This window comes from Microbulbifer magnicolonia, assembly GCF_035117725.1.
Lineage (GTDB): Bacteria > Pseudomonadota > Gammaproteobacteria > Pseudomonadales > Cellvibrionaceae > Microbulbifer > Microbulbifer magnicolonia.
On sequence record NZ_JAYEFD010000002.1, the window covers coordinates 383,127 to 405,491 of the forward strand.

The window sequence follows — 22,365 nt, forward strand, 5'->3', positions numbered from 1 at the left end:
ATACAAGTCCCGGCAGCGCCTCGGCAGGCAGCGGCGAATAATATATAGGCACTTTGTGCAAACGCCGCCAGCCGCAGGCGCGCTCGCGCGTAGAGTATTTTGTTGCAATTTTGTGCAAGGGATATTGCCGTTTGTTATGGCAATTGGCGCGCCAGATGAGTACTGACAATTTGTGCCAATGTTTGGCGGAGAAGTAGGCTTCCCGGCTCTTTTGCGTGGAATGGGCATTAAAAAAGCCCCAAAAGGGGCTTTTTCGAAGAATGGCGGAGTTTTCCTCCGCCGGCCTGTGAGACGGCAATCGGTGCGGGTTACACCGCTTCGCTGCCGGTCTCGCCGGTGCGAATGCGGATCACTTCTTCCAGTGCGGTGATGAAAATCTTGCCATCGCCGATCTTGCCGGTCTGGGCCGCTTTGGTGATGGCCTCGACGGCGCTGTCCACCATGCTGTCGTCCACTGCCAGCTCCAGTTTTACCTTGGGCAGGAAGTCCACCACGTATTCGGCGCCGCGGTAGAGTTCTGTGTGGCCCTTCTGGCGCCCGAAGCCCTTGACCTCGGTCACTGTCATGCCCTGTACGCCCACTTCGGAAAGCGCCGTGCGCACGTCGTCCAGTTTGAAGGGCTTAACCACAGCCGTAATTAATTTCATCTTCTGTTATCCCTTGTTTATCCGCGGTCTTGAGGGAGCGAGCCCTGCTCGCGATCTGATCGCCTGCAGGGAGGCTCCCACAGCAATGGGCAATCTTACTTGCTCATGAATTCCGGGTAAGCTTCCATTCCGCATTCCACCAAGTCAACACCTTCTTGCTCCTCCTCTTCGCTGACGCGAATGCCGGTGATGGCCTTGAGCAGGAACCAGACGGCGAAGGATGCGCCGAATACCCAGGCGAAGATTGTCGCCGCGCCGATCAGCTGGCCGCTGAAAGTGGAGTCAGCGTTGGTGACCGGCACCAGCAGCAGACCGAGCAGGCCGACAACACCGTGCACGGAGATCGCGCCAACCGGATCGTCGATCTTCAGCTTGTCCAAGGTCACGATGGAGAAGACCACCAGCACACCGCCGATGGCACCGAACAGGGTCGCCTGCAGCGCAGTCGGCGTGGACGGCTCCGCGGTGATGGCCACCAGGCCGGCCAGCGCGCCGTTCAGCAGCATGGTCAGGTCGGCCTTGCCGAACAGGATGCGCGCGGTGATCAGCGCCGCCACGGCGCCACCGGCAGCGGCGGTATTTGTGTTCAGGAACACCATGGCCACGGAGTGCGCGTTGGCGGCGTCACCCAGTTTCAGCACGGAACCGCCGTTGAAGCCGAACCAGCCCATCCACAGGATAAAGGTACCCAGGGTCGCCAGCGGCAGGTTTGCACCCGGGATCGCGTAGACCTCGCCGTTCGGGCCGTACTTGCCCTTGCGCGCGCCCAGCAGCACCACGCCGGCCAGAGCCGCGGCGGCACCCGCCATGTGCACGATGCCGGAACCGGCGAAGTCGGAGAAGCCCAGGTCGCCCAGGTTGTAGAAGCCGAAGACTTCCTTGCCGCCCCAGGTCCAGGCGCCTTCCAGCGGGTAGATGAAGCCGGTCATCACCACGGCGAATACCAGGAAGCTCCACAGCTTCATGCGCTCCGCCACCGCACCGGAAACGATGGACATGGCGGTCGCCACGAACACCACCTGGAAGAAGAAGTCGGATGCACCGGAGTAGACGGAATCACCTTCGAAACCGTTTTCCGCCGAGCTCGCCAGCACGCCTTCCAGGTCGAAGGCTTCGATACCGGACAGCAGGAAGCCGCCGTCGTACATGATCGCGTAGCCGGTCAGCAGATACATGATCGACGCGATCGCAAACAGCGCGACGTTTTTGGTGAGAATTTCCGTGGTGTTCTTCGAGCGCACCAGGCCGGCTTCCAGCATTGCAAAGCCGGCCGCCATCCACATGACGAGTGCGCCACACACGAGGAAATAAAATGTATCAATTGCGTACTGCAATTGAAAAATTTGATTTTCCATCTTTCGCTCCGTTCAATTCCGATAATTTTGGAAAAGCTTTTTGAAAATTTAATTAATTATTGTCTGCCGCGTTAAATCGCGTCCGCGCCCGTCTCGCCGGTGCGAATGCGCACCACCTGCTCCAGCTCGGACACGAAGATCTTGCCGTCGCCGATCTTGCCGCTGTGTGCACCGGAGCCGATGGCCTCCAGCACGGCGTCCAGCTGGCTGTCTTCGACGGCGATCTGCAGCATGGTTTTCGGCAGAAAATCCACCACATACTCGGCGCCACGGTACAGCTCCGTGTGCCCCTTCTGTCGACCAAAACCCTTCACCTCACTGACGGTGATGCCGTTGACGCCGGCTTCGGCCAGCGCGTCGCGCACCGCGTCGAGCTTGAAGGGTTTTATGATTGCGGTGACCAGTTTCATCTGTTCTCCCCCGTAGTGTTGCGACCCCGCTGCGATCAGCGGGGCAAGCCCCTTTACCAGCTGTAAGTGGCTCCGGCGATCACCGAAGGCTCACACCAGTCCAGCCCGAAACATTCCTCGTCGCTGATGTCGGTGCCGACCAGAGACGCGCTCAGGCTCAGACCGCCGAACTCCTTGCCGACGGAAATCGAGTAATCGATGTAGGAATCCGATTCGAACAGGAAGGCCTCCTCGTCGAACATGTTCGCGCCGACGTGCAGATCCAGGCTGACGTCTGCGGGCAGCGCGAAGCTGTATTCGGCGTAGGGATAGTAGAAGGCGCCGGTGGCCGCCCAGTAGTCATCGGAGTAGGCCAGGCCCAGGGTCAGGTCGGAAATGCTGACGCTGCCGTAGACTTCCTGATAGTCCTCGTCCCGGTCACTGCCGTGGTAGGCGTAATAGATGTAGCCGACGTCGTAGCTGACGGTTTCGCTGAGCGTGCCGCTGTAGCCGCCGTAGAAATCCTGTTCGAACTTGGTTTCATCGTCACCGTAGGCGAAGTCCACCTGGGAGGCCCAGGTACCCAGGTAAAAGCCGTTGCCGAAGTCCAGGTCCAGGCCGCCCTGCACGGCGGGACTGCCGTCGCTCTGGGAAACGCCGCGGAATTTGTAATCACTGACGACGCCGACATTGGCGCTGAAGCTCGGACCGGCCTCCTGTGCCTGCGCGGCAGTGGCAACACCGAGGGCCAGGGCCCCGGCAGTGATAACGGCAGCGAGCTTATTCAATTTATTTTCCACCTTGATTCTCCTTGATCTCTGTGTATTTCTCGTCGTTGGAATCTTTTGCGTTGCAACCTGCGATCGGCCTCCGGGGTGCACCGCTGTGGTTTGTCGCGGCTGTTTCTTGTGGTGCCTTGTGGGCTGTTTGGTCCCTGCGGCTCTCAATGATCTGCAGTGGAACATCTGCACTCTTGTCAGTGCAGGCTTGATGCCAATTTCGCATTCCGACCGGAAATCAACGACTTAGCGGCAGTTTGCGCGTTGTAACGGCACTGCAAAGGCGCTCCGCACAATTCACGGGCGCACCAAAATGGCACCGCCGTCGCCGGCGCGCACAGAAGTAGGGAGCCAATAGATGCCGGTGAACCAAGGTGGCGCAGGGGCGCGTCGCTTTTGCGGCCCGAGGGGGTGGGTTACAATCCGCCGCTGTTTACCGGCGTGTTTTTAGCGATGCAGACTTTGGGAGAGGGCCGTGGCCGCGGATAAATTGCAACAGTTGCTGAAAGAGCTGCAACAGCAGGGAGCGGTGGTCACCGGCGACCTGCGCGATGCCCTGGCAGTCGCGCTGGGGAAGCTGCCGCTGGTCTCCCAGCACGAATTCGACACCCAGGTGGAAATCCTGCGGCGCACGCGGGAAAAGCTCGCGCGGCTGGAGGCACAGGTGGAAGTGCTGGAGCAAGCCCTGGCGCAGCAGGACAAAGACACGCCCCCCGCCGACTGAATCTCCACACACAAATTTCAAGGATGAAATTTTGAGCCTCTCCGTTACCTATGCCCGCGCCCAGCTGGGCGTCTCGGCGCCGCTGGTCACTGTCGAAACCCACCTCGCCAACGGCCTGCCCGCCTTCCATATCGTCGGCCTGCCCGAGGCGGCGGTGCGCGAGAGCCGCGATCGCGTGCGCAGTGCGCTGATCAACAGCCACTTCGAATTTCCACAGCGGCGCATCACCGTCAACCTGGCGCCGGCGGACCTGCCCAAGGAGGGCGGCCGCTACGATCTGGCGATCGCCATCGGCATACTCGCCGCCTCGGGACAGGTTCCCGGCGAGGCGCTGGAGAATTACGAGTTTATCGGCGAGCTGGCCCTGACCGGCGCGCTGCGCGAAGTGTCCGGCAGCCTGCCCGCCGCGATCGCCAGCGCGGCGGCCGCACGCAGGCTGGTAGTACCGCAGGGCTCCGGCGGCGAGGCGGCGCTGGCCGGCGGTGAGATCAAGACTGCGGCCTCCCTGTTGCAGGTGTGCGCGGAATTGCACGGCCGCGAACAGTTGCCGCGCGCCGTGACGGAAACCGCGACAGCGCCGCCCCCCTGCGCTGACCTGGCGGATGTGCGCGGCCAGCTCAGGGCGCGGCGGGCGCTGGAAGTGGCCGCCGCCGGCGGACACAACCTGTTATTTTACGGCCCGCCGGGCACCGGCAAGACGATGCTGGCCAGCCGCCTGCCCGGCATACTGCCGCCGCTCGGCGCGCGCGAGTTGATCGAGGTTGCCGCCGTCTATTCCAGCGCCGGCCTGCCGCGTCTGCAGCAGCGACCCTTTCGCGCGCCGCACCACAGCGCCTCGCCCACCGCGCTGGTCGGCGGCGGCAGCAATCCGAAACCGGGCGAGATCTCCCTCGCCCACCGCGGCGTGCTGTTTCTCGATGAGATGCCCGAGTTCCCGCGCCACGCACTGGAAATTCTCAGGGAACCGCTGGAGAGCGGCGAGGTGCGCATCTCCCGCGCCCGCGCCCAGGTCACCTACCCCGCGGATTTCCAGTTGGTCGGGGCGATGAATCCCTGTCCCTGCGGCTATCTCGGCGAAGCGCGCTGCCGCTGCACACCGGACCAGATAGACCGCTATCGCAACAAGCTTTCCGGTCCGCTACTGGACCGTATCGATATGCAGGTGGAAGTGGCGAGTCTCTCTGCGAGCCAGTTGCAGGAGGCTCCGCGCGGTGAATCTTCAGAGGCCGTGCGCGCGCGGGTGAGCGCCGCGCGCGAGTGTCAGCTCGAAAGGCAGGGAAAAATCAATGCGCAGCTGCAAGGGGCAGAACTGGATAAGTTCTGCCACCTCGCTCAGAGCGAACAGGCACTGCTGCGCCACTCGGTGGAAAAGCTCAACCTGTCCGCGCGCAGTTATCACCGCGTGCTCAAGGTCGCGCGCACCCTGGCGGACCTGGCCGGCGAAGAGCGCATAGGTCCCGCGCAGATCGCCGAGGCGCTGGCCTACCGCAATCTGGACCGGCGCCAGACGGCACCGGCCTGACCCCTTATACCTAAAGGCGCTCCACCACCATCGCAATGCCCTGCCCGACGCCGACACACATGGTGCAGAGCGCGTAGCGCCCGCCGCGCCGGTGCAGTTCGGCCACGGCCGTGGTCACCAGGCGCGCGCCGCTCATGCCGAGCGGGTGGCCGAGCGCGATGGCGCCGCCGTTCGGATTTACCCGCGGGTCGTCGTCGCGCAGGCCCAGCTGGCGCACTACCGCCAGCGCCTGGGCGGCGAAGGCCTCGTTCAGCTCGATCACATCCATCTGCTCGAGGCTCAGGCGCAGCCGCGCCAGCAGCTTGCGCACGGCCGGCACCGGTCCCACCCCCATCAGCCGCGGTTCCACGCCCGCAGACGCCATACCCAGCACCCGCGCGCGCGCTGTCAGCCCGTATTCCAGCGCCGCGTCCTCGCTCGCCAGCAGCAGCGCGCAGGCGCCGTCGTTGACGCCGGAGGCGTTGCCCGCAGTGACGCTGCCGCCGGTGCGGAAAGGCGCGCGCAGTGCGGCCAGCGATGCCAGGCTAGTGTCCGCGCGCGGATGTTCGTCGCGCGTCACCAGGACGGGTTCGCCTCTGCCGCGCGCGACCGCTACCGGCACCAGCTCTTCGTCGAACAGTTTCTCCGCCTGTGCGATCGCGCACTTCTGCTGGCTGCGCAGCGCGAACAGGTCCTGGTCCTCGCGGGAGATATTAAAGCGCTCGGCCACATTCTCCGCGGTCTCGGGCATGGATTCGGTACCGTAGAGGCGCTGCATCTCCGGGTTGATGAAGCGCCAGCCGATGGTGGTATCGAAAATTTCCGCCTGCCGGGAGAAGGCGCTGTCCGCCTTCGGCATCACCAGCGGCGCGCGGCTCATGGACTCGACACCGCCGGCAATCGCGAGCTGGGCCGCGCCGCAGAAAATCGCCCGCGCCGCCTGGCCCACGGCCTCCATGCCCGAACCGCACAACCGGTTCACGGTAACGCCGGGCGCGGACACCGGCAGCCCGGCGAGCAGTGCGGCCATGCGCGCGACATTGCGGTTGTCCTCGCCGGCCTGGTTGGCACAGCCGTAGAAGACTTCGTCCAGGGCCTCCCAGTCGACATCCGGATTGCGCGCGATCAGCGCGCGCAGCGGAATCGCGCCCAGCTCGTCGGCGCGCACCGACGCCAGTGCGCCGGCGTAGCGGCCTATGGGTGTGCGTATCGCATCGCAGATCAGCGCCTGTTGCATTTTTTTTCTTTCCACCTCAGTTTTTCTTGTTATTCACAAAAGCGCCGGGAGCGCTTTGGGTCAGCTTTGGCTGACCCAAAGGGTGAAGCGCAGGGATGTGCTTCACAAAAAAGCCGCGCTCCGGGCGCGGCTTTTTAATGGCGCTTAAACCTTAGAAACGGTAACCGACGCGCACGCCGATATTGCGCGGCCGGTTGGTGGTGATGCGCGCATCGTAGTCGTTTTCGTTGCGGTAGATCTCCGCGCGCTCATCGGTGAGGTTGTTGACGAACAGATCCGCCGACCACTGCTCGCCGCTCAAACCAGCAGACAGGTTCAGCAGGTCATAGGCGGCCTGGTTCTGGCGCAGGCCGATATCCAGGCTGTTCCAGGAATCGTCGGTGTGCGACCAGGCGAGCTGCATATAGGCCGGCAGCGCGCCCAGGTTCATCTCGTAACGCGCGCTCGCGGTCAGCTGGGTCTCGGGCACGAACGGCATAGCGGTGCCGGTGGGTGCGCTGATCAAGCCGGCCGCGCGGTCGTCGTCGGTCTGGTAGTAGTCGTCCTGCAGTTCCGCGCGGTTGAAGGAACCGGACAGCGACAGCAGCAGCTGCTCGCTGGCGGCGTAGGTCAGGTCAAACTCCATGCCGTTGGTGCGCGACTGGCCGACGTTGGTGATCAGCGTCAGCGGTGATACCTGGTAGTCCAGGTAGGCGTACTGGAAGTTTTCCCAGTCTACGCGGTAGATGCTGCCGTTGAAGCGCATGCGGTTGTCGAGCAGCGTCGCCTTCCAGCCGAACTCGTAGTTGTAGACCCAGTCCGGCGAGTAGGCCGGCGCCACTTCGCCCACCTGCGCGCGGTTGACACCGCCCGCGCGGTAGCCCTCCGAGTAGGTGGTGTAGAGCATTATGTCGTCGTTCAGCGCGTAGCTCAGGTTCAGCTTGTAGGTTTCGCCCTCGTCCTCGGTGACACCGTCGACATTCGGGTAAGCGGAGCACGGGAAATCGGTGCAGTAGCCCAGCGAACCGGCAAAGCCCACCAGCGAGTTTTCCAGTTCGAAATGGCGGATACCGACCATCGCGGTCAGCTGCTCGGTCAGGTCGTAGCTGACTTCGCCGAACAGGGCACGATCCGTATCCTTGCGCAGCTGCGCCGTCTGCCAGACCACGCGGTCGTTCTCGATCACCGAGTCGGCCGGATTCAGGTCCGGTACCTGCCAGCGCAGGTCGAAATCGTGCTCCTGCTCCTGGTAGAAGGCGCCGGCAATCCAGCGCAGGCGGCTCTCCTGGTCGGATTGCACGCGCAGTTCGTGGCTGATGCGACGGAATTTATTGCGCTCGTCGATGGACTGGGTCGGGTCGGCACAGCCGCCCATGTCGTTGTAGTAGAGACAGCTGTAGCCGTAGTCGGCGTAGAGGTTTTCCAGGTACTCGGCGTAGGCCGAATAGTCGGAGCTCCAATCACTGTCGCGATCCAGGTGAGCGCCGGCGTACACCACTTCCAAGCCGCCGACGCTGCCCTGCACGGTCAGTGAGCTCTGTGTCCAGCGCTCCTCGTAGTCGTCGGGCCCAAAGCGCACCACTTCCAGGTCGCCTACCTCTTCGGGGTCGTGGTCGTAGACCCCGCTGGTCTCCTGCTGCTGGGTATTGACGCCGAGGTTCGCGCTCCAGTTGTCGTTCAGGTCGACCTTCAGCTGTGCGCGCAGGCCCTCGGTCAGGCTGTCGTTGAAGTCCTCCTCGACATACTCGTCGTTGTCGACGGTGATGCCGGAAGCGGCGTAAGTGCGGCTGCCGGCGACGTTGTCGATATAGCCGGCCTGCTCCTGGCGCCAGCCGACGACGCGCACGGCCGCGCGCTCGTTAATCGGCAGGTTGACGAAGCCCTCGGTGGTGTTGCCCATACCGCCGTCTTTGGTGGTGTCGAGGCCCACATCGAAGCCGGCATCAAAGCCCTCGGTACTCGGCTGGTTGGTGATGATGCGCAGCGTGCCGGCCTGGGCGCTGGAACCGAATAGCGTGCCCTGCGGGCCGGACAGTGTCTCGATGCGCGCGACGTCGTAGACGTGCACGTCGAGCACCTGGTTGATCGTGGTCACCGGCTGCTCGTCCAGATAGACGGCCACGCTCGGCTGGGAGCCCGAGTGGTTGCCGTCGCCGCCGGAGGAGATGCCGCGCATGTAAACCTGCGCTATGCCCGGGCGCGTGCTCTGGAAGGACACCGCCGGCATGAAGTTGACGTAGTCGTTGAAGTTGTTGATGTTCTGCTGTTCGAGCGTCTCGTTGGTCAGCGCCTGCACCGCGATGGGCACGTCCTGCAGATTCGACTCGCGCTTGGTGGCCGTCACCACCACTTCTTCCAGTGAGGCATCCGCCCAGACCAGCGCGGGGGCCAACAGTGAGGTTGCGATGACCGCCGGCAGCCGCTTCTTGATGAAGCCGCCGGGAGTCGGTGCATGGGTTTTTTTATCGATTGTCATAGCACTCTCCGTTGGTATTGCAGTATCTCTTGTTGTTATTCGGTCTTTCCGTTACAGCGGGTAGCGGGCCATCACCTCGGGACCCAGCGCGTCGATCAGCGGCTGCAGCTGCGGCAGGAACGGCCGGAACTGGGACAGCGCGTCGCGGTATACCGGTCGGCGCACCTGCTCGGAACTGGCGGTGTGCACCGCGCGCTTGTTGTTGTGGAAATCCAGGCACGCCTGCTCGAACGGCAGGCCGCAGTAGTCGAGCAGTCGCCGCACCTGGCCCTCCAGATCGGCCACCGTGTCCTCGTACTGCACGCGCAGCACGCGGCCCGGCAGCACCGCATCGAAGTGGTCCATCAGGCGCAGGTAGTCGCGGTAGTAGGCGCCGAGTTCGCCGAGCTCGTAACTGAAACGCTGGCCGCGGGCGAAGTGCTGCTTGAAGTTGGAGAAGCAGCAGGCGATGGGATGGCGGCGCGCGTCGATAATCTTCGCGTTCGGCAGCATCAGGTGGATAAAACCGATGTGCGCGAAGTTGTTCGGCATCTTGTCGATAAAGAACGGTTTGCCGCGGCGCTGCACGCGCGTGCGTTCGAGATATTCCTCCCCCAGCGCGGCCCACTGCGCCGGCGACAGCTCCGCCAGTACACCCGGGTAGCGCGATTTTTCGCGCATGTCCCTGCGCCCGCCCAGGCGGCGGGACATCGCGATCACGTCCGGCAGTTCCATGGTGCCCTCGATCTGCGAGTGGCTCGCCAGTATCTGTTCGATCAGCGTGGAGCCGGAGCGCGGCAGGCCGACGATAAAAATCGGGTCGGATTTTTCGCAGCCGAAATCCGCGCGCGCGGCGAGAAACTCCGGCGTGAACAGCTCGATGGTCGCGTCGGTGCGCTCGGCATTCTCCGCTGTCGAGTAATGCAGGGTCGTGCGGCGCAGGCGGTTGCCCTCGGCGTAGTGCGCGAAGGACTCCTCGTGCAGCGCCGCGTCCTCGCAGGCCTTGCCCAGCGCGAACAGCAGCTGCGCGCGCTGCTCGACGGACTTGGCCGGCATGTTCAGGCAGTCGCGCATGGCGGCGAGATCGGCGCTGTCGAACTGCACCGTTTTCAGGTTGGCCAGGCTCCACCAGGCCTCGCCCAGTTCCGGGTCCAGCGCGGCCGCGCGCCGGTAGGCGGCGATGGCCTGCGCCTGGCGACCGACCGTCTTCAGCGTGTGGCCGTAGCTCAGCTGCACCTGTGGCTGGCTGTCGCTCTGCGCCAGCAACCGCTCGTAGATGGCCAGCGCCTCGTCGTAGCGCGCCAGGCGCACCAGCGTGGCGCCCTTCAGGATCAGGTAGTTGGGATTGTCGGCCTCGGCGGCGAGCAGTGTGTCGAGCTCGGCCAGCGCCTGCTGGTGGCGGCCGAGGCGTATCAGCGCGAACGTATAGTTGTAGCGCGCCAGCAGGAAGTCCGGCGCCAGCTCCAGGCAGCGGCTCAGCAGCTTTTCCGCGTCCGCATAGCGGCCGAGTTTCAGGCCCAGCTCGGCGAGCAGGCGAATCGCGGTGACATCGGCCGGCCGGCGCTTGAGATAGTCGCGGCACAGCTGCTCGGCGAGCGCCAGCTGGCCCTGCTGCAGCGCCTGCAGCGCGCGGCGCAGCTGCGGGTCGCGCGCGCTGAGTGCGGCGAACTGGCCGAGCGCCGCCTCGCCCTCGGTCTTGTTGTCCTGCGCCAGCAGCGCATCGCCGAGGGATTTCCACGCCGGGGCGAAGTCGCCCTTCAGGGTGACCGCGCGGCGCAGCGCCTCGGCCGACTCTGCCAGGCGGCCCAGCGCGCGCAGGCACAGGCCCAGCTCATACTGGGCCTCGGCGAAGCCCGGGTGTTCGGCGACCAGCGGTTCGAGCACCGCCAGCGCCTCTGGCGCGCGCGCCAGCAGGCGCAGGGCGACCGCCTTGAGCTGTCGCCCGTATACGGAGTGCGGATTGTCGGCGAGCAGCGCACCCAGCTGCGCCAGCGCCGCCGCGGGGTCGCGCGCGAGACCCCGCGCAACGTGCTGCAGCGCGTCGTCGGCATCCTGTGATCGGGCAGCGGCGAATGACATGGCCGGGCTCTGGTTATTGTTCTGATTCTGGTTATCTGCGCCCAAGACTACTCCCATCAAACACTGTTCACAATTAGAATTTATGTTCGCATTGCGAACAAAAATAGATTGTCAGCGCTCCTGCCATTTGAATACCAGACCGCCCTTCACGACCAGATCCACGCGCTCCAGGCGGCGGATGTCCGCCAGCGGATCGCCCTCGACCGCGATCAGGTCGCCGAGCAGTCCGGGCCTGATGGCACCGGTCTTGTCCTGCCAGCCCATATAGCGCGCGGCCACGGAAGTCGCGGACTTGATCGCATCCATCGGCGCCTGGCCGCGCGCGACCGCGTAGCGGAACTGGCGCGCGTTCCAGCCGTGCGGGTAGACGGCGGAATCGGTGCCGTAGATCAGCGGCACACCGGCGGTGACGGCGGCACTGAACACGCGGCGCTGGGCCTCGGTGGTCTCGTCGCCCTTGCGCACAAACTCCTCCGGCCAGCCCTCCTTGCGCCCGACGTCGGCGATATAGTCGCCGTTGTAGATATCCATCGAGAAAGCCACGCCGCGCCCGGCCGCGAGGCGAATCGCCTCGGCGTCGGCGAGGGAGGCGTGCTCGATGGTGTCGGCGCCGGCGAGGATGGCATCCTTGATGGATTCGGCGCCATGCGCATGGGCAGCAACTTTTATGCCAGCGGCGTGGGCCACCTCGACCACCGCGGCGATTTCCGCGCGGGTCATCTCCGGCGCGCCGGGCACGCCGCCGTAGGCCAGCACCGCGCCCGAGGCGATCAGCTTGATCACGTCGGCGCCGCCGGCGATGGCGTCGCGAGTTCTCTGTGCGAACGCTTCCGGGCCGCGGGCGACGCCGGCGCGCAGCACCGCGGGAATCGTCTCGGGCGCGCGGCCGGGCACTATGGTGTCGCCGCCACCGCCGGGGATCGTCAGGTAGAAACCCGCGGTCTGGATGCGCGGGCCGACTTCCAGGCCCCGGTCGACGCGGTCGCGGATGCCGTTGACGCCGAACGCCAGGTAGCTGCCCAGGTCGCGCGCACCGGTAAAGCCGGCCATCAGCGTCGTGCGCGCGTTGGCGCGGCTGAGCGGCAACTGCTGTTCGGGGGTGAGGGTGTCGAGCACATCGCGAGAGTCGATGCCGCTGTCGGCCAGATGGGTGTGGGTGTCTATCAGCCCCGGCAGACAGGTGTGATGCGGCAGTTCCAACAGGGGCAGGTCGGTGGGCGCATCGCCCGAGGGTGCCACGGAGTGGATTTTTCCACCGCGGATAATCACCAGCCGGTCGCGCAGCGGCCGATCGGCGATGCCGTCGATCAGCGCGCCGCAACGCAGCGCCAGGTCGCCGGAATCCGGCTGGTAGGGTGGCTGGGCGATTTTTATTGCGCTGGCGAGCGCAGGGCCGAAAGAAGTGGCAGAGAGGATTGCCGCCAGCAGCAGCGGGCGGGAGAAGCAAGCGGCTCGGGACATGGGAAGCATCTCACCTGGTTATTGTTATTTGTACGGTTGTCCATGGTACGAACGTCTCAATATTAACAGGCGCTCACTAATGGCCACGCAGGTTGCGGCCGATGGCCGCGGCGGTGGCGGTGAGCTCCGGCAGCAGTTCCGCCAGCGCGCGCTGGCGCACGCCCTCGCCGTAGGGCAGGCCGATGTTCAGCGCGTAGGCCACGCGCCCACTGCCGTCGCGCACCGGCACAGACAGCGAGCAGAGCCCCAGCTCCAGCTCCTGCTCGACGTAGCAGTACTCCTGGGTGCGCACAGCGGTGATGATCTCGCGCAGGCGCTCGCGCTCGGTGATGGTAAAGGGGGTGCGCGCCTCGATCGGCGCCGCCGCCAGCCACTCGTCCAGCTCGGCATCGCCGAGATCGGACAGCAGCACCCGCCCCATGGAGGCGCAGTAGGCCGGCAGGCGCGCGCCGGTGCCGAGACTGACGGTCATCACTTTGCGCACCGCGACCCGCTGCACATAGACGATGTCGAAACCGTCGAGCACCGACAGCGAACAGGACTCGCCGACCTGGTCCGACAGCGCCTGCATCAGCGGCTGCGCCAGTTCGGTCACCGGCAGCGAGCCGAGGTAGGCGAAGCCCAGTTCGAGGATGCGCGGCGACAGCGAGAACAACCGCCCGCGGCTGGTGACATAGCCCAGGTACTGCAGCGTCAGCAGCAGCCGGCGCACCACCGCGCGCGACAGCCCGGTGCACTCGGCCAGCTCCGACAGGGTCATCGCCGGGCGCTCGGAATTGAAGGCGCGGATCACCTCCAGGCCGCGGTGCAGCGACTGGACGTAGTCCGCGCCCTGGTTGAAATCATCTGGGCTGCTCATGGTGCGCTCTCCTCCGTTGGGGTCCCTTTACCAGGGGCGTTGACAGCCGGATCGGCTGCCCCCTAAACTCGTTCGCAATAAGAATAAATGTTCGTATTGCGAACGTCTACCGGAGGTAAGCATGAATTCGGCAGGTATCAGACCGGAGCGGGAGACGGTACTGCACAGCTGGTGCAGGCAGGCAGACTGGCGGGCGCCGACTATCGTCGGCGGCGAGGCCGCGCTGCTGTTCGCCGAGGACGGCCGCCGCATCCTCGATATGAGCAGCCTCGCCGAATGCAGCAACCTCGGCCACCAGCACCCGAAACTCATTCAGGCAATTCGCGAGCAGGCCGAGAAGCTGTGCTTCGTCACCGCCGCCTGGGGCGCCGAGCCGCGCGCGGCCCTGGCCCAGGCACTGTTGGAGAAGTCCGGCTTCGACGGCGGACGCGTCTTCTTCACCCTCGGCGGCGCCGACGCCAACGAGAACGCAATCAAGTTCGCGCGCCAGGCGTCGAACAAACCCCGCGGCAAGGTCATCACCCGCGACCGCTCCTATCACGGCGCCAGCTACGCCGCCATGGCCCTGTCCGGCGACGCGCGCACCCGCGCGCAGGTGGAGCCGGAGGCCTTCGGCGTGCTGCACGCGCGCCCGCCCTATCCCTACCGCTGCCCGTTCAACAGCCAGTCCGAAGCCGAGTGTGGCGAACTGGCCGCCGCCGAGGTGGCCGCGCTGATCGACGGCGCCGGCCGCGAGCATGTGGCCGCGGTGCTGATGGAACCCAACGCCGGCACCAACGGCATAGTGGCGCCGGACAACTACTGGCCGCAACTGCGCGCGCTGACCCGCGACCGCGGCGTTTACCTGATCGCCGACGAGGTGATGAGCGGTTTCGGCCGCTGCGGCGAGTGGTTCGCCTGGCAGCGCCATGGTGCCGACGCGCGCCCGGACCTGATGACGATCGCCAAGGGCCTCACCGGCGCGCACCTGCCGCTCGGCGCCGTGGTGCTGTCGCGGGAAATCTCGCAACAGCTCGAACACGAGATGCTCTACACCGGCCTCACCTACTGCGGCCACCCGCTGTCCTGCGCCGCCGGCGTCGCCGCCATCGCCGCCTACGACGAGGAGAACCTGGTCGCGCGCTCGCGCGCGCTCGGCGCCGAGCTGTTTGCGCAACTGAAGAAATTACAGCAACGCCACCAGCTGATCGGCGACGTGCGCGGCGGCCACGGTCTGTTCGCGGTACTGGAGCTGGTGGCCGACCGGAACAGCCGCGCGCCGCTGGCACCCTGGCCACAGGCACACCCGGCGCTGATCACCCTGTTGAACCGCGCCATGGACGCGGGCGTGTCCTTCGCCAGCCGCGGCAACCTGCTGATCCTGGCGCCGCCGCTGGTGATCACCGAGCAGCAGCTGAGCGACGCCGTGGCGCTGCTCGACGAGCTGCTGACGGCCATGGCAACAGAACTGACGGCTTGAAGAGACCGGGCCCAGAACAACGATAAGAGAGGGAAAACATGAGCTTCAAACTCACCTACGCGACCATGTTCAACCCGCCGGCGGAAATGCACCGGCGCTACGAACAGGCGCTGGCGGAGCTGACCGCGGAACTCGGCGGCCGCCACCACCTGTATATCGACGGCGAGGACCGCCCGGCGGAGGACTACGAGACGCGCGTCAGCCCCATCGACACCAGCCTGGTGATCGGCGAGTTCGCCGCCGCCAGCAGCGACGACGCGAACGCGGCCCTGTACGCGGCGCAGGCCGCCTGGGCCGGCTGGCGGCGCACGCCGGCGGCCGAGCGCATCGCCATCATGCGCCGCATCGCCGATCTGCTCGACGAGAACGTCTACAGGCTCGCCGCCGCCCTGACCCTGGAGACCGGCAAGAACCGCTTCGAGGCGCTGGGCGAGGCGCAGGAGACCGGGGACTTCTTCCGCGTCTACGCCGACAGCTTCGAGCAGCAGGGCTTCGACCACCGGCTGCCGAACGACCCGCTGCCGGACTGGAATTCCACCAACCGCAGCGTGATGAAACCCTACGGCGCCTGGGTGGTGATAGTGCCGTTCAACTTCCCGCTGGCGCTGGCCGGCGGCCCGGTGGCCGCGGCGCTGGTCACCGGCAACACGGTGGTGTTGAAGGGCGCGAGCCACACGCCGCTGGCCGGCCGCCTGCTGGCCGACTGCCTGCATCGGGCCGGGCTGCCCGCCGGCGTATTCAACTACCTGAGCGGGCCCGGCAGTCGCATCGGTGACGCGCTGGTGGACCACCCGGCCGCGGCCGGCGTGACCTTTACCGGCTCCTACGAGGTCGGCATGCGCATCGCGCGCAAGATGGTCGGCGGCCGCTACCCGCGCCCCTGTATCGCCGAGATGGGCGGCAAGAACCCCTGCATCGTCACCGAGCACGCGGACCTGGAGCGCGCGGCCATCGGCATAGTGCGCTCCGCCTTCGGCATGGGCGGGCAGAAGTGCTCGGCGCTCTCAAGACTCTATGTACAGGACTCGGTGGCGGACGAACTGATCGCGCGCATTAAGCAAGAGCTGGGCAAGCTCAAGATCGGCGACCCGCGCCAGCTGGAGAACTGGCTGGGCCCGGTGACCACACCCCAGGCCTATGCCAACTACGCGCGCTGTGCGCAGCAGCTCAGCGAAAGCGCCGAGATACTGCACGGCGGCCGCCAGCTGGGCGAGTGCGGCAACGGCTTCTATGTCGAACCGCTGCTGGCCGAGGCGAGCCTGGACCACCCGCTGTGGCGGGAGGAGATGTTTCTGCCGATCCTGCTGCTCGCGCGGGTCGACAGCCTCGAGCAGGCGCTGGAACTGGCCAACGACACCGACCTGGGCCTCACCGCCGGCGTTTACGGCAGCGAGCGCGAGGTAGACGAGTTCCTCGACCGGATCGAGGCGGGTGTCACCTATGTCAACCGGCCGCAGGGCGCCACCACCGGCGCCTGGCCCGGCTACCAGTGCTTCGGCGGCTGGAAGGGCTCGGGCACCACCGGCGTGGCCATCGGCTCCTTCTACTATCTCGCGCGCTATATGCGCGAGCAGTCGCACACCATAGTCCTGTGAGCGGAGCGCAGTTATGGCAACTTTTGTCAGTCTCACTAGCGCCATCGCCGAACTGGTGCGCGACGGCCAGACCCTGGCGCTGGAGGGTTTCACCCACCTGATCCCGTTTGCCGCCGGCCACGAGATCATCCGCCAGGGCCGGCGCGACCTGCACCTGGTGCGCATGACCCCGGACCTGGTCTATGACCAGCTGATCGGCATGGGCTGCGCCGGCAAGCTGACCTTCTCCTGGGGCGGCAACCCGGGCGTCGGTTCGCTGCACCGGCTGCGCGACGCGGTGGAAAACGCCTGGCCGCGGCCGCTGGCGCTGTGCGAATACAGCCACGCGGAACTGGCGGCGGCCTACAGCGCCGGCGCCGCCGGCCTGTCCAGCGGCCTGTTGCAGGGTTTTCGCGACACTGACCTGTACGCGGCCAACCCGGACGCGACCCGCGAAATCGCCTGCCCGTTCAGCGGCGCGCCGCTGACCGCGGTGCCGGCGATGCGCCCGGACGTGACGATACTGCACGCGCAGCGCGCCGACCGCGACGGCAATGTGCTGCTGCGCGGCATCACCGGCGCCGCGCGCGAGGCGGCGCTGGCGGCGCTCGCGCTGCTGGTGACGGTGGAGGAGCAGGTGGACAGCCTGGACGCGGACATGAACGCGATAGTGCTGCCCAGTTTCCTGGTCGACGCCATCGCCATAGTGCCCGGCGGCGCCTACCCGTCCTACACGCAGGGCTACTACCCGCGCGACAACAGTTTCTACCAGGCCTGGGACAGTATCGCGCGGGAGCGCGAGAGCTTCCTCTCCTGGATGAACCGCCACGTGATCGACAGCCCCGACCACTCGGCGCTGCTGCACAAGCTGGGGGTCGCCGCATGAGCCAGCCCATCGAAAATAACAGCCAATACACCCAGGACGAGATGATGACGGTGACCGCGGCGCGCCAGCTCGCCGACGGCGCCGTGTGTTTCGTCGGTATCGGCCTGCCGAGCGCGGCCTGCAACCTGGCGCGCGAACTGCACGCCCCCAACCTGGTGCTGATCTACGAGTCGGGCACCGTGGGCACCAAACCCCGGGTGCTGCCGCTGTCGATCGGCGACGGCGAGCTGGCGGAGACCGCCGAGGTGGTGATACCGCTACCGGAGATCTTCACGCATTACCTGCAGGCCGGGCGCGTAGATATCGGCTTTCTCGGCGCCGCGCAGATCGACCGCTTCGGCAACCTGAACAGCACCGCCATTGGCCCCTACGACAATCCCAAGGTGCGCCTGCCCGGCGCCGGCGGCGCGCCGGAGATCGCCACCCACGCGAAGAGCGTGCTGGTGATCATGCGCATGTCGCCGAAGAGCTTCGTGTCCGAGCTGGCGTTTCGCACCAGCAGCGGATTCCTGGGCGGCAATGGCGAGCGCGCCGCCAGGGGCTATCCGGGTCGCGGGCCCCAGGCGGTGATCACCGACTTCGGGGTACTGCGCCCGCACCCCGAAACCGATGAACTGGTGCTCACCGATATCTACCCCGGCGTGGATGCGGCCGATGCGATCGCCGCCTGTGGCTGGCCGCTGCAGGTCGCGGACGAGCTGCAATTGCTGGCACCGCCGACGGCCACCGAACTCGCGCAACTGCGCGCCCTCAACGAGCGCACCCGCGTCGCTCACGCCATGCCGGTGAAAATTCCGCTGGTGCCAAAATCATTCAATGCAGTATAAGGAATCGGATATGAACAGCTGTATGAAAAACAATAAACGCATCGTTACTTCCCTGCCCGGCCCGAAGTCCCTGGCGATGATCGAGCGCGACAGCAAGGTGGTGTCGCCCTCCTACCCGCGCGATTACCCGTTCGTGATGTCCCACGGCGAGGGCTGCGACGTCTGGGACGTGGACGGCAACCGCTTCCTCGATTTCGCCGCCGGCATCGCGGTCTGCTCCACCGGCCACCGCCACCCGGCGGTGGTCGAGGCGATCAAGGGCGCCGCCGACCAGTTCCTGCACATTTCCAGCGACTACTGGCACGAGCACCAGGTGCGCCTGGGCGAGCGCATCAACGAGCTGTCGCATATGGGCGAGGTGCTGTCGTTCATGTGCCAGAGCGGCACCGAGGCGGTGGAGGGCGCGCTGAAACTCGCGCGCTACGTCACCGGGCGCTCGCGCTTTATCGGTTTCCTCGGCGGCTTCCACGGCCGCACCATGGGTTCGCTGGCGTTCACGTCGAGCAAGTACACCCAGCAGAAGGGTTTCTTCCCGACCATGGCCGGGGTCACCCATATCCCCTTCCCCAACGACTACCGCCCGCTGCTGGCCGGCGATGACCAGGGCCAGGCGGTGCTCGATTACCTGGAGCAGGTGCTGTTCCAGTCCAACATCCCCGCCAATGAAGTGGCCGGTATTTTGGTGGAACCGATCCAGGGCGAGGGCGGCTACATAGTGCCGCCGGACGGCTTCCTGCAGGGACTGCGCGAACTGTGCGACCGCCACGGCATCATGCTGATCTTCGACGAGGTGCAGTCCGGTATCGGCCGCACCGGCAAGATGTTCGCCGCCCAGCACTGGAACGTGGCGCCGGACATCATGTGCCTGGCCAAGGGCCTGGGCTCCGGCATGCCGATCGGCCTGGTCGTGTCCAAGAAGGAACACATGGCCAAGTGGCCGCGCGGCGCCCACGGCAACACCTACGGCGGCAACCCGCTGTGCTGCGCCGCGGCGCTGGCGACCCTGGACCTGGTGGAAAAGGAATATGCGGACAATGCCGCAGAAGTGGGCACTTACTTTATGGAACGGTTGCGCGAGCTGCAGGGCCGCCTCGACTGCATCGGCCAGGTGCGCGGCAAGGGCCTGATGATCGGTATGGAACTGGTCAGGGATCGCAACAGCAAGGAGCCGGCCAAAGCGCTGTGCGACCGCCTGATCACCCGTGCCTACCACAACGGCCTGCTGCTGCTGTCCTGCGGCCAGAGCACCGTGCGCTTTATGCCGCCGCTGTGCGTGACCCGCGAGGAAGTGGACGAGGCGCTGGCGATGATCGAGACCAGTCTGGCGGAGGCACTGGCGGATTAATCTGAGTTGCGAAAGCTGCTCCTGTGGCAGCCCGTTTGCGGGCGAACGGAACCCTAGAGCGGGGTACAGGGGCGGCCCGGCTACCGGTGGAACCTTGCGGGACACGCCGTGAATCCATCCCTGGAGGCTTGTCGGCGGGATCCCTCCCGCCGACAGTCCCGCAAGGTTCCACCGGCATCCGGGCCTTCGCATCACGGTTATCACTTCGACGAGAAGATTTTTATTTTTTCGGGAGAACAATAATGAAAGCCCGCTCCCTGACTCTACTGGCGGCACTGCTGCCGGCAGCCATCGCCAGCGCACAAGCGGATGTCACTACGCAAACGGAGGCGCCGGCGCGCGCGCCGGTGCTGAAACACATCGACCACCCCCACAGCTACTACTGGCGCGAGATGTACCTGCCGCAGCTGACCAGCGGCCCCGGCCAGGCGGCGTTTATGCCGGACGGCGACACGCTGGTCTACAGCATGGCCGGCAGCCTGTGGCGGCAATCGGTAAACAGCGACGAGGCCTGGCAGCTGACCGCCGGCCCCGGTTACGACTACCAACCGGAAATTTCCCCGGACGGCCGTTACGCGATCTACACGCGCGCGGACGGCAATGCGCTGGAGCTGTGGCGACTGGATCTCGACAGCCTCGAGAGCCGGCAACTGACGCGCACCGGCGCGGCCAACCTGGAGCCGCGCATCTCGCCGGATGGCAAACGCCTGGTGTTCACCTCCAGCCGCGACGGCGGCCACTTCAATTTGTTTATCGCCGAGCTGAGCGAGGCGGGCCTGTCCGATGTGCGGCCGTTACTGGCCCCGCGCAAGAGCGACATCGACCGCTACTACTATGGCCCCACCGACCACGCGATCAACCCGAGCTGGAGCCCGGACGGCGAGCGCATCTATTACCTCGGCAATCCCGAGGTGGCGTGGGGTAGCGGCGACCTGTGGTCGGTGGCGGTGGACAAGCCAACGGACCGCAAGAAGGTACTGGTCGAAGAGACCACCTGGGCCGCGAAACCGGAGCTGGCGCCGGACGGCAAGCGGCTGCTGTACGCGAGCTACCAGGGCCGCCAGTGGCACCAGCTGTGGCTGACCACCCCCAGCGGCCAGTCGCCGCTGCCGCTGACCTTCGGCGACTTCGACCTGCGCCAGCAGCGCTGGTCGCCGGACGGCGAAAAAATCCTGTACGTCAGTAACGAAAACGGCAACACCGGCCTGTGGCTGCACACGGTGATCGGCGGCGAGCGCACGCAGATCGAAGCGAAACGGCGCCACTACCTCGAGCCGATGACGCGGCTGACGCTCAGGCTCGCGGGCCCGGACGGCAAGCCGATCGCCGGCCGCGTGCTGGTACAGGGCGCGGACGGCCGCCACTACGGCGCCGAGGCGGATCAGAACAACAGCGGCTGGCTGCACGCAGACGACTATTTCCAGCCGGGCCTGCAGAGCCACGAGAACCACTATTTCCACTGCCAGCGCAGCTGCGAACTCTGGGTGCCGCAAGGCGAGATCAAAGTCACCGCGCTGCACGGCTTCGAGACAGCGCCGGCGGAGCGCACCGTCACCGTCGCCGGCGACGAACAGACACTGAGCCTGCGCCTCGAAGACCTGTCGCTGCCGAAGAAATTCGGCCAGCACCAGAGCGCCGACCTGCACCTGCACATGAACTACGGCGGCCACTACCGCCAGCAGCTCGCGGGCCTCGCCGACCAGATGAGTGCCGAGGACCTGGACATCGGCTACAACCTGATCGTCAACAAGGAGCAGCGGATTCCGGATATCGCAGCCTTCTCCACCGGGGCGTTCGAGCGGAATGGCCGCACCATCTTCCAGGGCCAGGAGTACCACACCAGCTACTGGGGCCACCTGGGGCTGTTGCACCTGGACGACCACTACCTGACCCCGGACTTCGCCAGCTACCGGCATACCGCGCTGGCCTCGCCCTACCCGCACAACGGTGCCATCAGCGAGCTGGCGCACAGGCAAAACGCGCTGGTGGGTTATGTGCACCCGTTCGACTGGTCGATAGATCCGGCGAAAGAGAAGAAGCTCAGCCACAGCCTGCCCGCGGACGCGGCACTGGGGCTCGCCGACTACCTCGAGGTGGTGTCCTTCGCCGATCACAGGGCCACGGCGGAAGTCTGGTACCGGCTGCTGAACCTCGGCCTGCGTATTCCCGCCGGCGCCGGCACCGATGCGATGACCAACTACGCCAGCCTGCGCGGGCCCGTGGGCCTGAACCGGATCTTCCTGCAGGGCGGTGCGCGCGATCCCGAATCGCTGAAGCGCGCAATCAAAAACGGCCACAGCTTCGTCAGCAACGGCCCGCTGCTCGGCCTGAAAGTAAACGGCCAGCTGCCGGGGCACGGCGTGCAACTCAATAAGCCGGGCAAGGTGAAAGTGGCAACCGCACTGCGCTCGCTGGTGCCGATTGCCGATCTGGAGCTGGTGTTCAACGGCAAGGTGATCAAGCGCCTGCCCGCCGGCCAGCGCGCGGACTGGGACGGCGACATCGAGATTCCCGGCTCCGGCTGGCTGCTGCTGCGCGCCGCCGGCGCACCGCACCCCTGGGTGCAGGACCTGTACCCCTACGCGACCACCAACCCGGTGTGGCTGGACGTGGACGGGCAGCCGCAAAAATCTCCCGCGGACGCGGCCTACTTCACTGCCTGGCTCGACCGCGCCATCGCCGATGCGAGCGCGCGCGACGAATACCTGAACCCGAAAGAACGCCAACTGACACTCGACTATCTGCAGCGCGCGCGCGCCTTCTACGCGGCCCGCGCTGTTACCGAAGCAGAGTCCACCGAGGAATAAGC

The 22,365-nt window shown here is 65.9% G+C and carries 17 protein-coding genes; 8 read left to right on the forward strand and 9 right to left on the reverse strand.

Going from position 1 to position 22,365, the window contains the following annotated elements; all coding sequences use genetic code 11:
• Positions 1-308: 308 nt before the first annotated feature.
• The 4 genes from RRF64_RS10935 to RRF64_RS10950 form a co-directional block, all read right to left on the reverse strand.
• Entirely contained in the window at positions 309-647 is a 339-nt protein-coding gene (locus RRF64_RS10935) for a P-II family nitrogen regulator (protein ID WP_043319767.1), read from the reverse strand.
• A 95-nt stretch (positions 648-742) separates the two neighbouring features.
• Positions 743-2,002 (reverse strand): ammonium transporter, encoded by a 1,260-nt coding sequence (locus RRF64_RS10940; protein WP_323845921.1) that lies wholly within the window; start codon positions 2,000-2,002, stop codon positions 743-745.
• A gap of 71 nt (positions 2,003-2,073) precedes the next feature.
• On the reverse strand, positions 2,074-2,412 hold the full coding sequence (locus RRF64_RS10945; protein WP_323845922.1) for a P-II family nitrogen regulator: 339 nt from the start codon (positions 2,410-2,412) through the stop codon (positions 2,074-2,076).
• Between the two features lie 53 nt (positions 2,413-2,465).
• Complete coding sequence (locus RRF64_RS10950) at positions 2,466-3,179, reverse strand: TorF family putative porin (protein WP_323845923.1); 714 nt, start codon at positions 3,177-3,179, stop codon at positions 2,466-2,468.
• 466 nt (positions 3,180-3,645) lie between these two features.
• Between RRF64_RS10950 and RRF64_RS10955 the strand changes: the two genes are divergently transcribed.
• Positions 3,646-3,894 (forward strand): accessory factor UbiK family protein, encoded by a 249-nt coding sequence (locus RRF64_RS10955; RefSeq protein WP_323845924.1) that lies wholly within the window; start codon positions 3,646-3,648, stop codon positions 3,892-3,894.
• Positions 3,895-3,925: 31 nt separating this feature from the next.
• A complete protein-coding gene (locus tag RRF64_RS10960) occupies positions 3,926-5,416 on the forward strand; it encodes a YifB family Mg chelatase-like AAA ATPase (RefSeq protein ID WP_323845925.1) in 1,491 nt (496 codons plus the stop codon).
• A 10-nt stretch (positions 5,417-5,426) separates the two neighbouring features.
• Here the strand turns inward: RRF64_RS10960 and pcaF are convergent, their stop codons facing one another.
• The 5 genes from pcaF to RRF64_RS10985 form a co-directional block, all read right to left on the reverse strand.
• Positions 5,427-6,647 (reverse strand): 3-oxoadipyl-CoA thiolase, encoded by a 1,221-nt coding sequence (pcaF, locus tag RRF64_RS10965; RefSeq protein ID WP_479691295.1) that lies wholly within the window; start codon positions 6,645-6,647, stop codon positions 5,427-5,429.
• A gap of 136 nt (positions 6,648-6,783) precedes the next feature.
• Positions 6,784-9,087 (reverse strand): TonB-dependent receptor, encoded by a 2,304-nt coding sequence (locus tag RRF64_RS10970; RefSeq protein WP_323845926.1) that lies wholly within the window; start codon positions 9,085-9,087, stop codon positions 6,784-6,786.
• A gap of 51 nt (positions 9,088-9,138) precedes the next feature.
• Positions 9,139-11,145, reverse strand: coding sequence for a sulfotransferase (locus tag RRF64_RS10975; RefSeq protein ID WP_323845927.1), 2,007 nt, complete (start codon positions 11,143-11,145; stop codon positions 9,139-9,141).
• A gap of 111 nt (positions 11,146-11,256) precedes the next feature.
• The gene (locus RRF64_RS10980) at positions 11,257-12,606 is read right to left on the reverse strand and encodes a metal-dependent hydrolase family protein (RefSeq protein WP_323845928.1); all 1,350 of its coding nucleotides are present in this window, start codon (positions 12,604-12,606) and stop codon (positions 11,257-11,259) included.
• Between the two features lie 76 nt (positions 12,607-12,682).
• A complete protein-coding gene (locus RRF64_RS10985) occupies positions 12,683-13,465 on the reverse strand; it encodes an IclR family transcriptional regulator domain-containing protein (RefSeq protein ID WP_323845929.1) in 783 nt (260 codons plus the stop codon).
• A gap of 121 nt (positions 13,466-13,586) precedes the next feature.
• On the opposite strand from RRF64_RS10985, the gene RRF64_RS10990 reads away from it, so the two are divergent.
• The 6 genes from RRF64_RS10990 (at position 13,587) to RRF64_RS11015 (ending at position 22,363) form a co-directional block, all read left to right on the forward strand.
• Positions 13,587-14,924 (forward strand): aminotransferase family protein, encoded by a 1,338-nt coding sequence (locus RRF64_RS10990; RefSeq protein ID WP_323845930.1) that lies wholly within the window; start codon positions 13,587-13,589, stop codon positions 14,922-14,924.
• Positions 14,925-14,962: 38 nt separating this feature from the next.
• The gene (locus RRF64_RS10995) at positions 14,963-16,519 is read left to right on the forward strand and encodes an aldehyde dehydrogenase family protein (protein ID WP_323845931.1); all 1,557 of its coding nucleotides are present in this window, start codon (positions 14,963-14,965) and stop codon (positions 16,517-16,519) included.
• Positions 16,520-16,532: 13 nt separating this feature from the next.
• Complete coding sequence (locus tag RRF64_RS11000) at positions 16,533-17,384, forward strand: CoA transferase subunit A (RefSeq protein WP_323845932.1); 852 nt, start codon at positions 16,533-16,535, stop codon at positions 17,382-17,384.
• Positions 17,381-18,211, forward strand: a complete 831-nt coding sequence (locus RRF64_RS11005; protein ID WP_323845933.1) for a CoA-transferase subunit beta — start codon at positions 17,381-17,383, stop codon at positions 18,209-18,211. The genes RRF64_RS11000 and RRF64_RS11005 overlap by 4 nt, the downstream gene beginning before the upstream one ends.
• 22 nt (positions 18,212-18,233) lie before the next feature.
• Positions 18,234-19,556 carry an acetyl ornithine aminotransferase family protein gene (locus tag RRF64_RS11010; protein WP_323845934.1) on the forward strand — a complete coding sequence of 441 codons (1,323 nt, stop codon included), beginning with the start codon at positions 18,234-18,236 and terminating at the stop codon, positions 19,554-19,556.
• A 242-nt stretch (positions 19,557-19,798) separates the two neighbouring features.
• The gene (locus RRF64_RS11015) at positions 19,799-22,363 is read left to right on the forward strand and encodes a CehA/McbA family metallohydrolase (RefSeq protein WP_323845935.1); all 2,565 of its coding nucleotides are present in this window, start codon (positions 19,799-19,801) and stop codon (positions 22,361-22,363) included.
• The last annotated feature ends 2 nt before the right edge of the window (positions 22,364-22,365 follow it).

What these genes read in the sequence shown, in the direction of transcription:
- RRF64_RS10975 (WP_323845927.1), bottom strand. Translation starts at nt 11,145, where the DNA reads ATGTCATTCGCCGCTGCCCGATCACAGGATGCCGACGACGCGCTGCAG.
- RRF64_RS10985 (WP_323845929.1), bottom strand. Translation starts at nt 13,465, where the DNA reads ATGAGCAGCCCAGATGATTTCAACCAGGGCGCGGACTACGTCCAGTCG.
- RRF64_RS11005 (WP_323845933.1), top strand. Translation starts at nt 17,381, where the DNA reads ATGAGCCAGCCCATCGAAAATAACAGCCAATACACCCAGGACGAGATG.
- RRF64_RS10990 (WP_323845930.1), top strand. Translation starts at nt 13,587, where the DNA reads ATGAATTCGGCAGGTATCAGACCGGAGCGGGAGACGGTACTGCACAGC.
- RRF64_RS10995 (WP_323845931.1), top strand. Translation starts at nt 14,963, where the DNA reads ATGAGCTTCAAACTCACCTACGCGACCATGTTCAACCCGCCGGCGGAA.
- RRF64_RS10945 (WP_323845922.1), bottom strand. Translation starts at nt 2,412, where the DNA reads ATGAAACTGGTCACCGCAATCATAAAACCCTTCAAGCTCGACGCGGTG.
- RRF64_RS11000 (WP_323845932.1), top strand. Translation starts at nt 16,533, where the DNA reads ATGGCAACTTTTGTCAGTCTCACTAGCGCCATCGCCGAACTGGTGCGC.
- RRF64_RS10940 (WP_323845921.1), bottom strand. Translation starts at nt 2,002, where the DNA reads ATGGAAAATCAAATTTTTCAATTGCAGTACGCAATTGATACATTTTAT.
- RRF64_RS10980 (WP_323845928.1), bottom strand. Translation starts at nt 12,606, where the DNA reads ATGTCCCGAGCCGCTTGCTTCTCCCGCCCGCTGCTGCTGGCGGCAATC.
- RRF64_RS10970 (WP_323845926.1), bottom strand. Translation starts at nt 9,087, where the DNA reads ATGACAATCGATAAAAAAACCCATGCACCGACTCCCGGCGGCTTCATC.
- RRF64_RS10935 (WP_043319767.1), bottom strand. Translation starts at nt 647, where the DNA reads ATGAAATTAATTACGGCTGTGGTTAAGCCCTTCAAACTGGACGACGTG.
- RRF64_RS11015 (WP_323845935.1), top strand. Translation starts at nt 19,799, where the DNA reads ATGAAAGCCCGCTCCCTGACTCTACTGGCGGCACTGCTGCCGGCAGCC.
- RRF64_RS11010 (WP_323845934.1), top strand. Translation starts at nt 18,234, where the DNA reads ATGAAAAACAATAAACGCATCGTTACTTCCCTGCCCGGCCCGAAGTCC.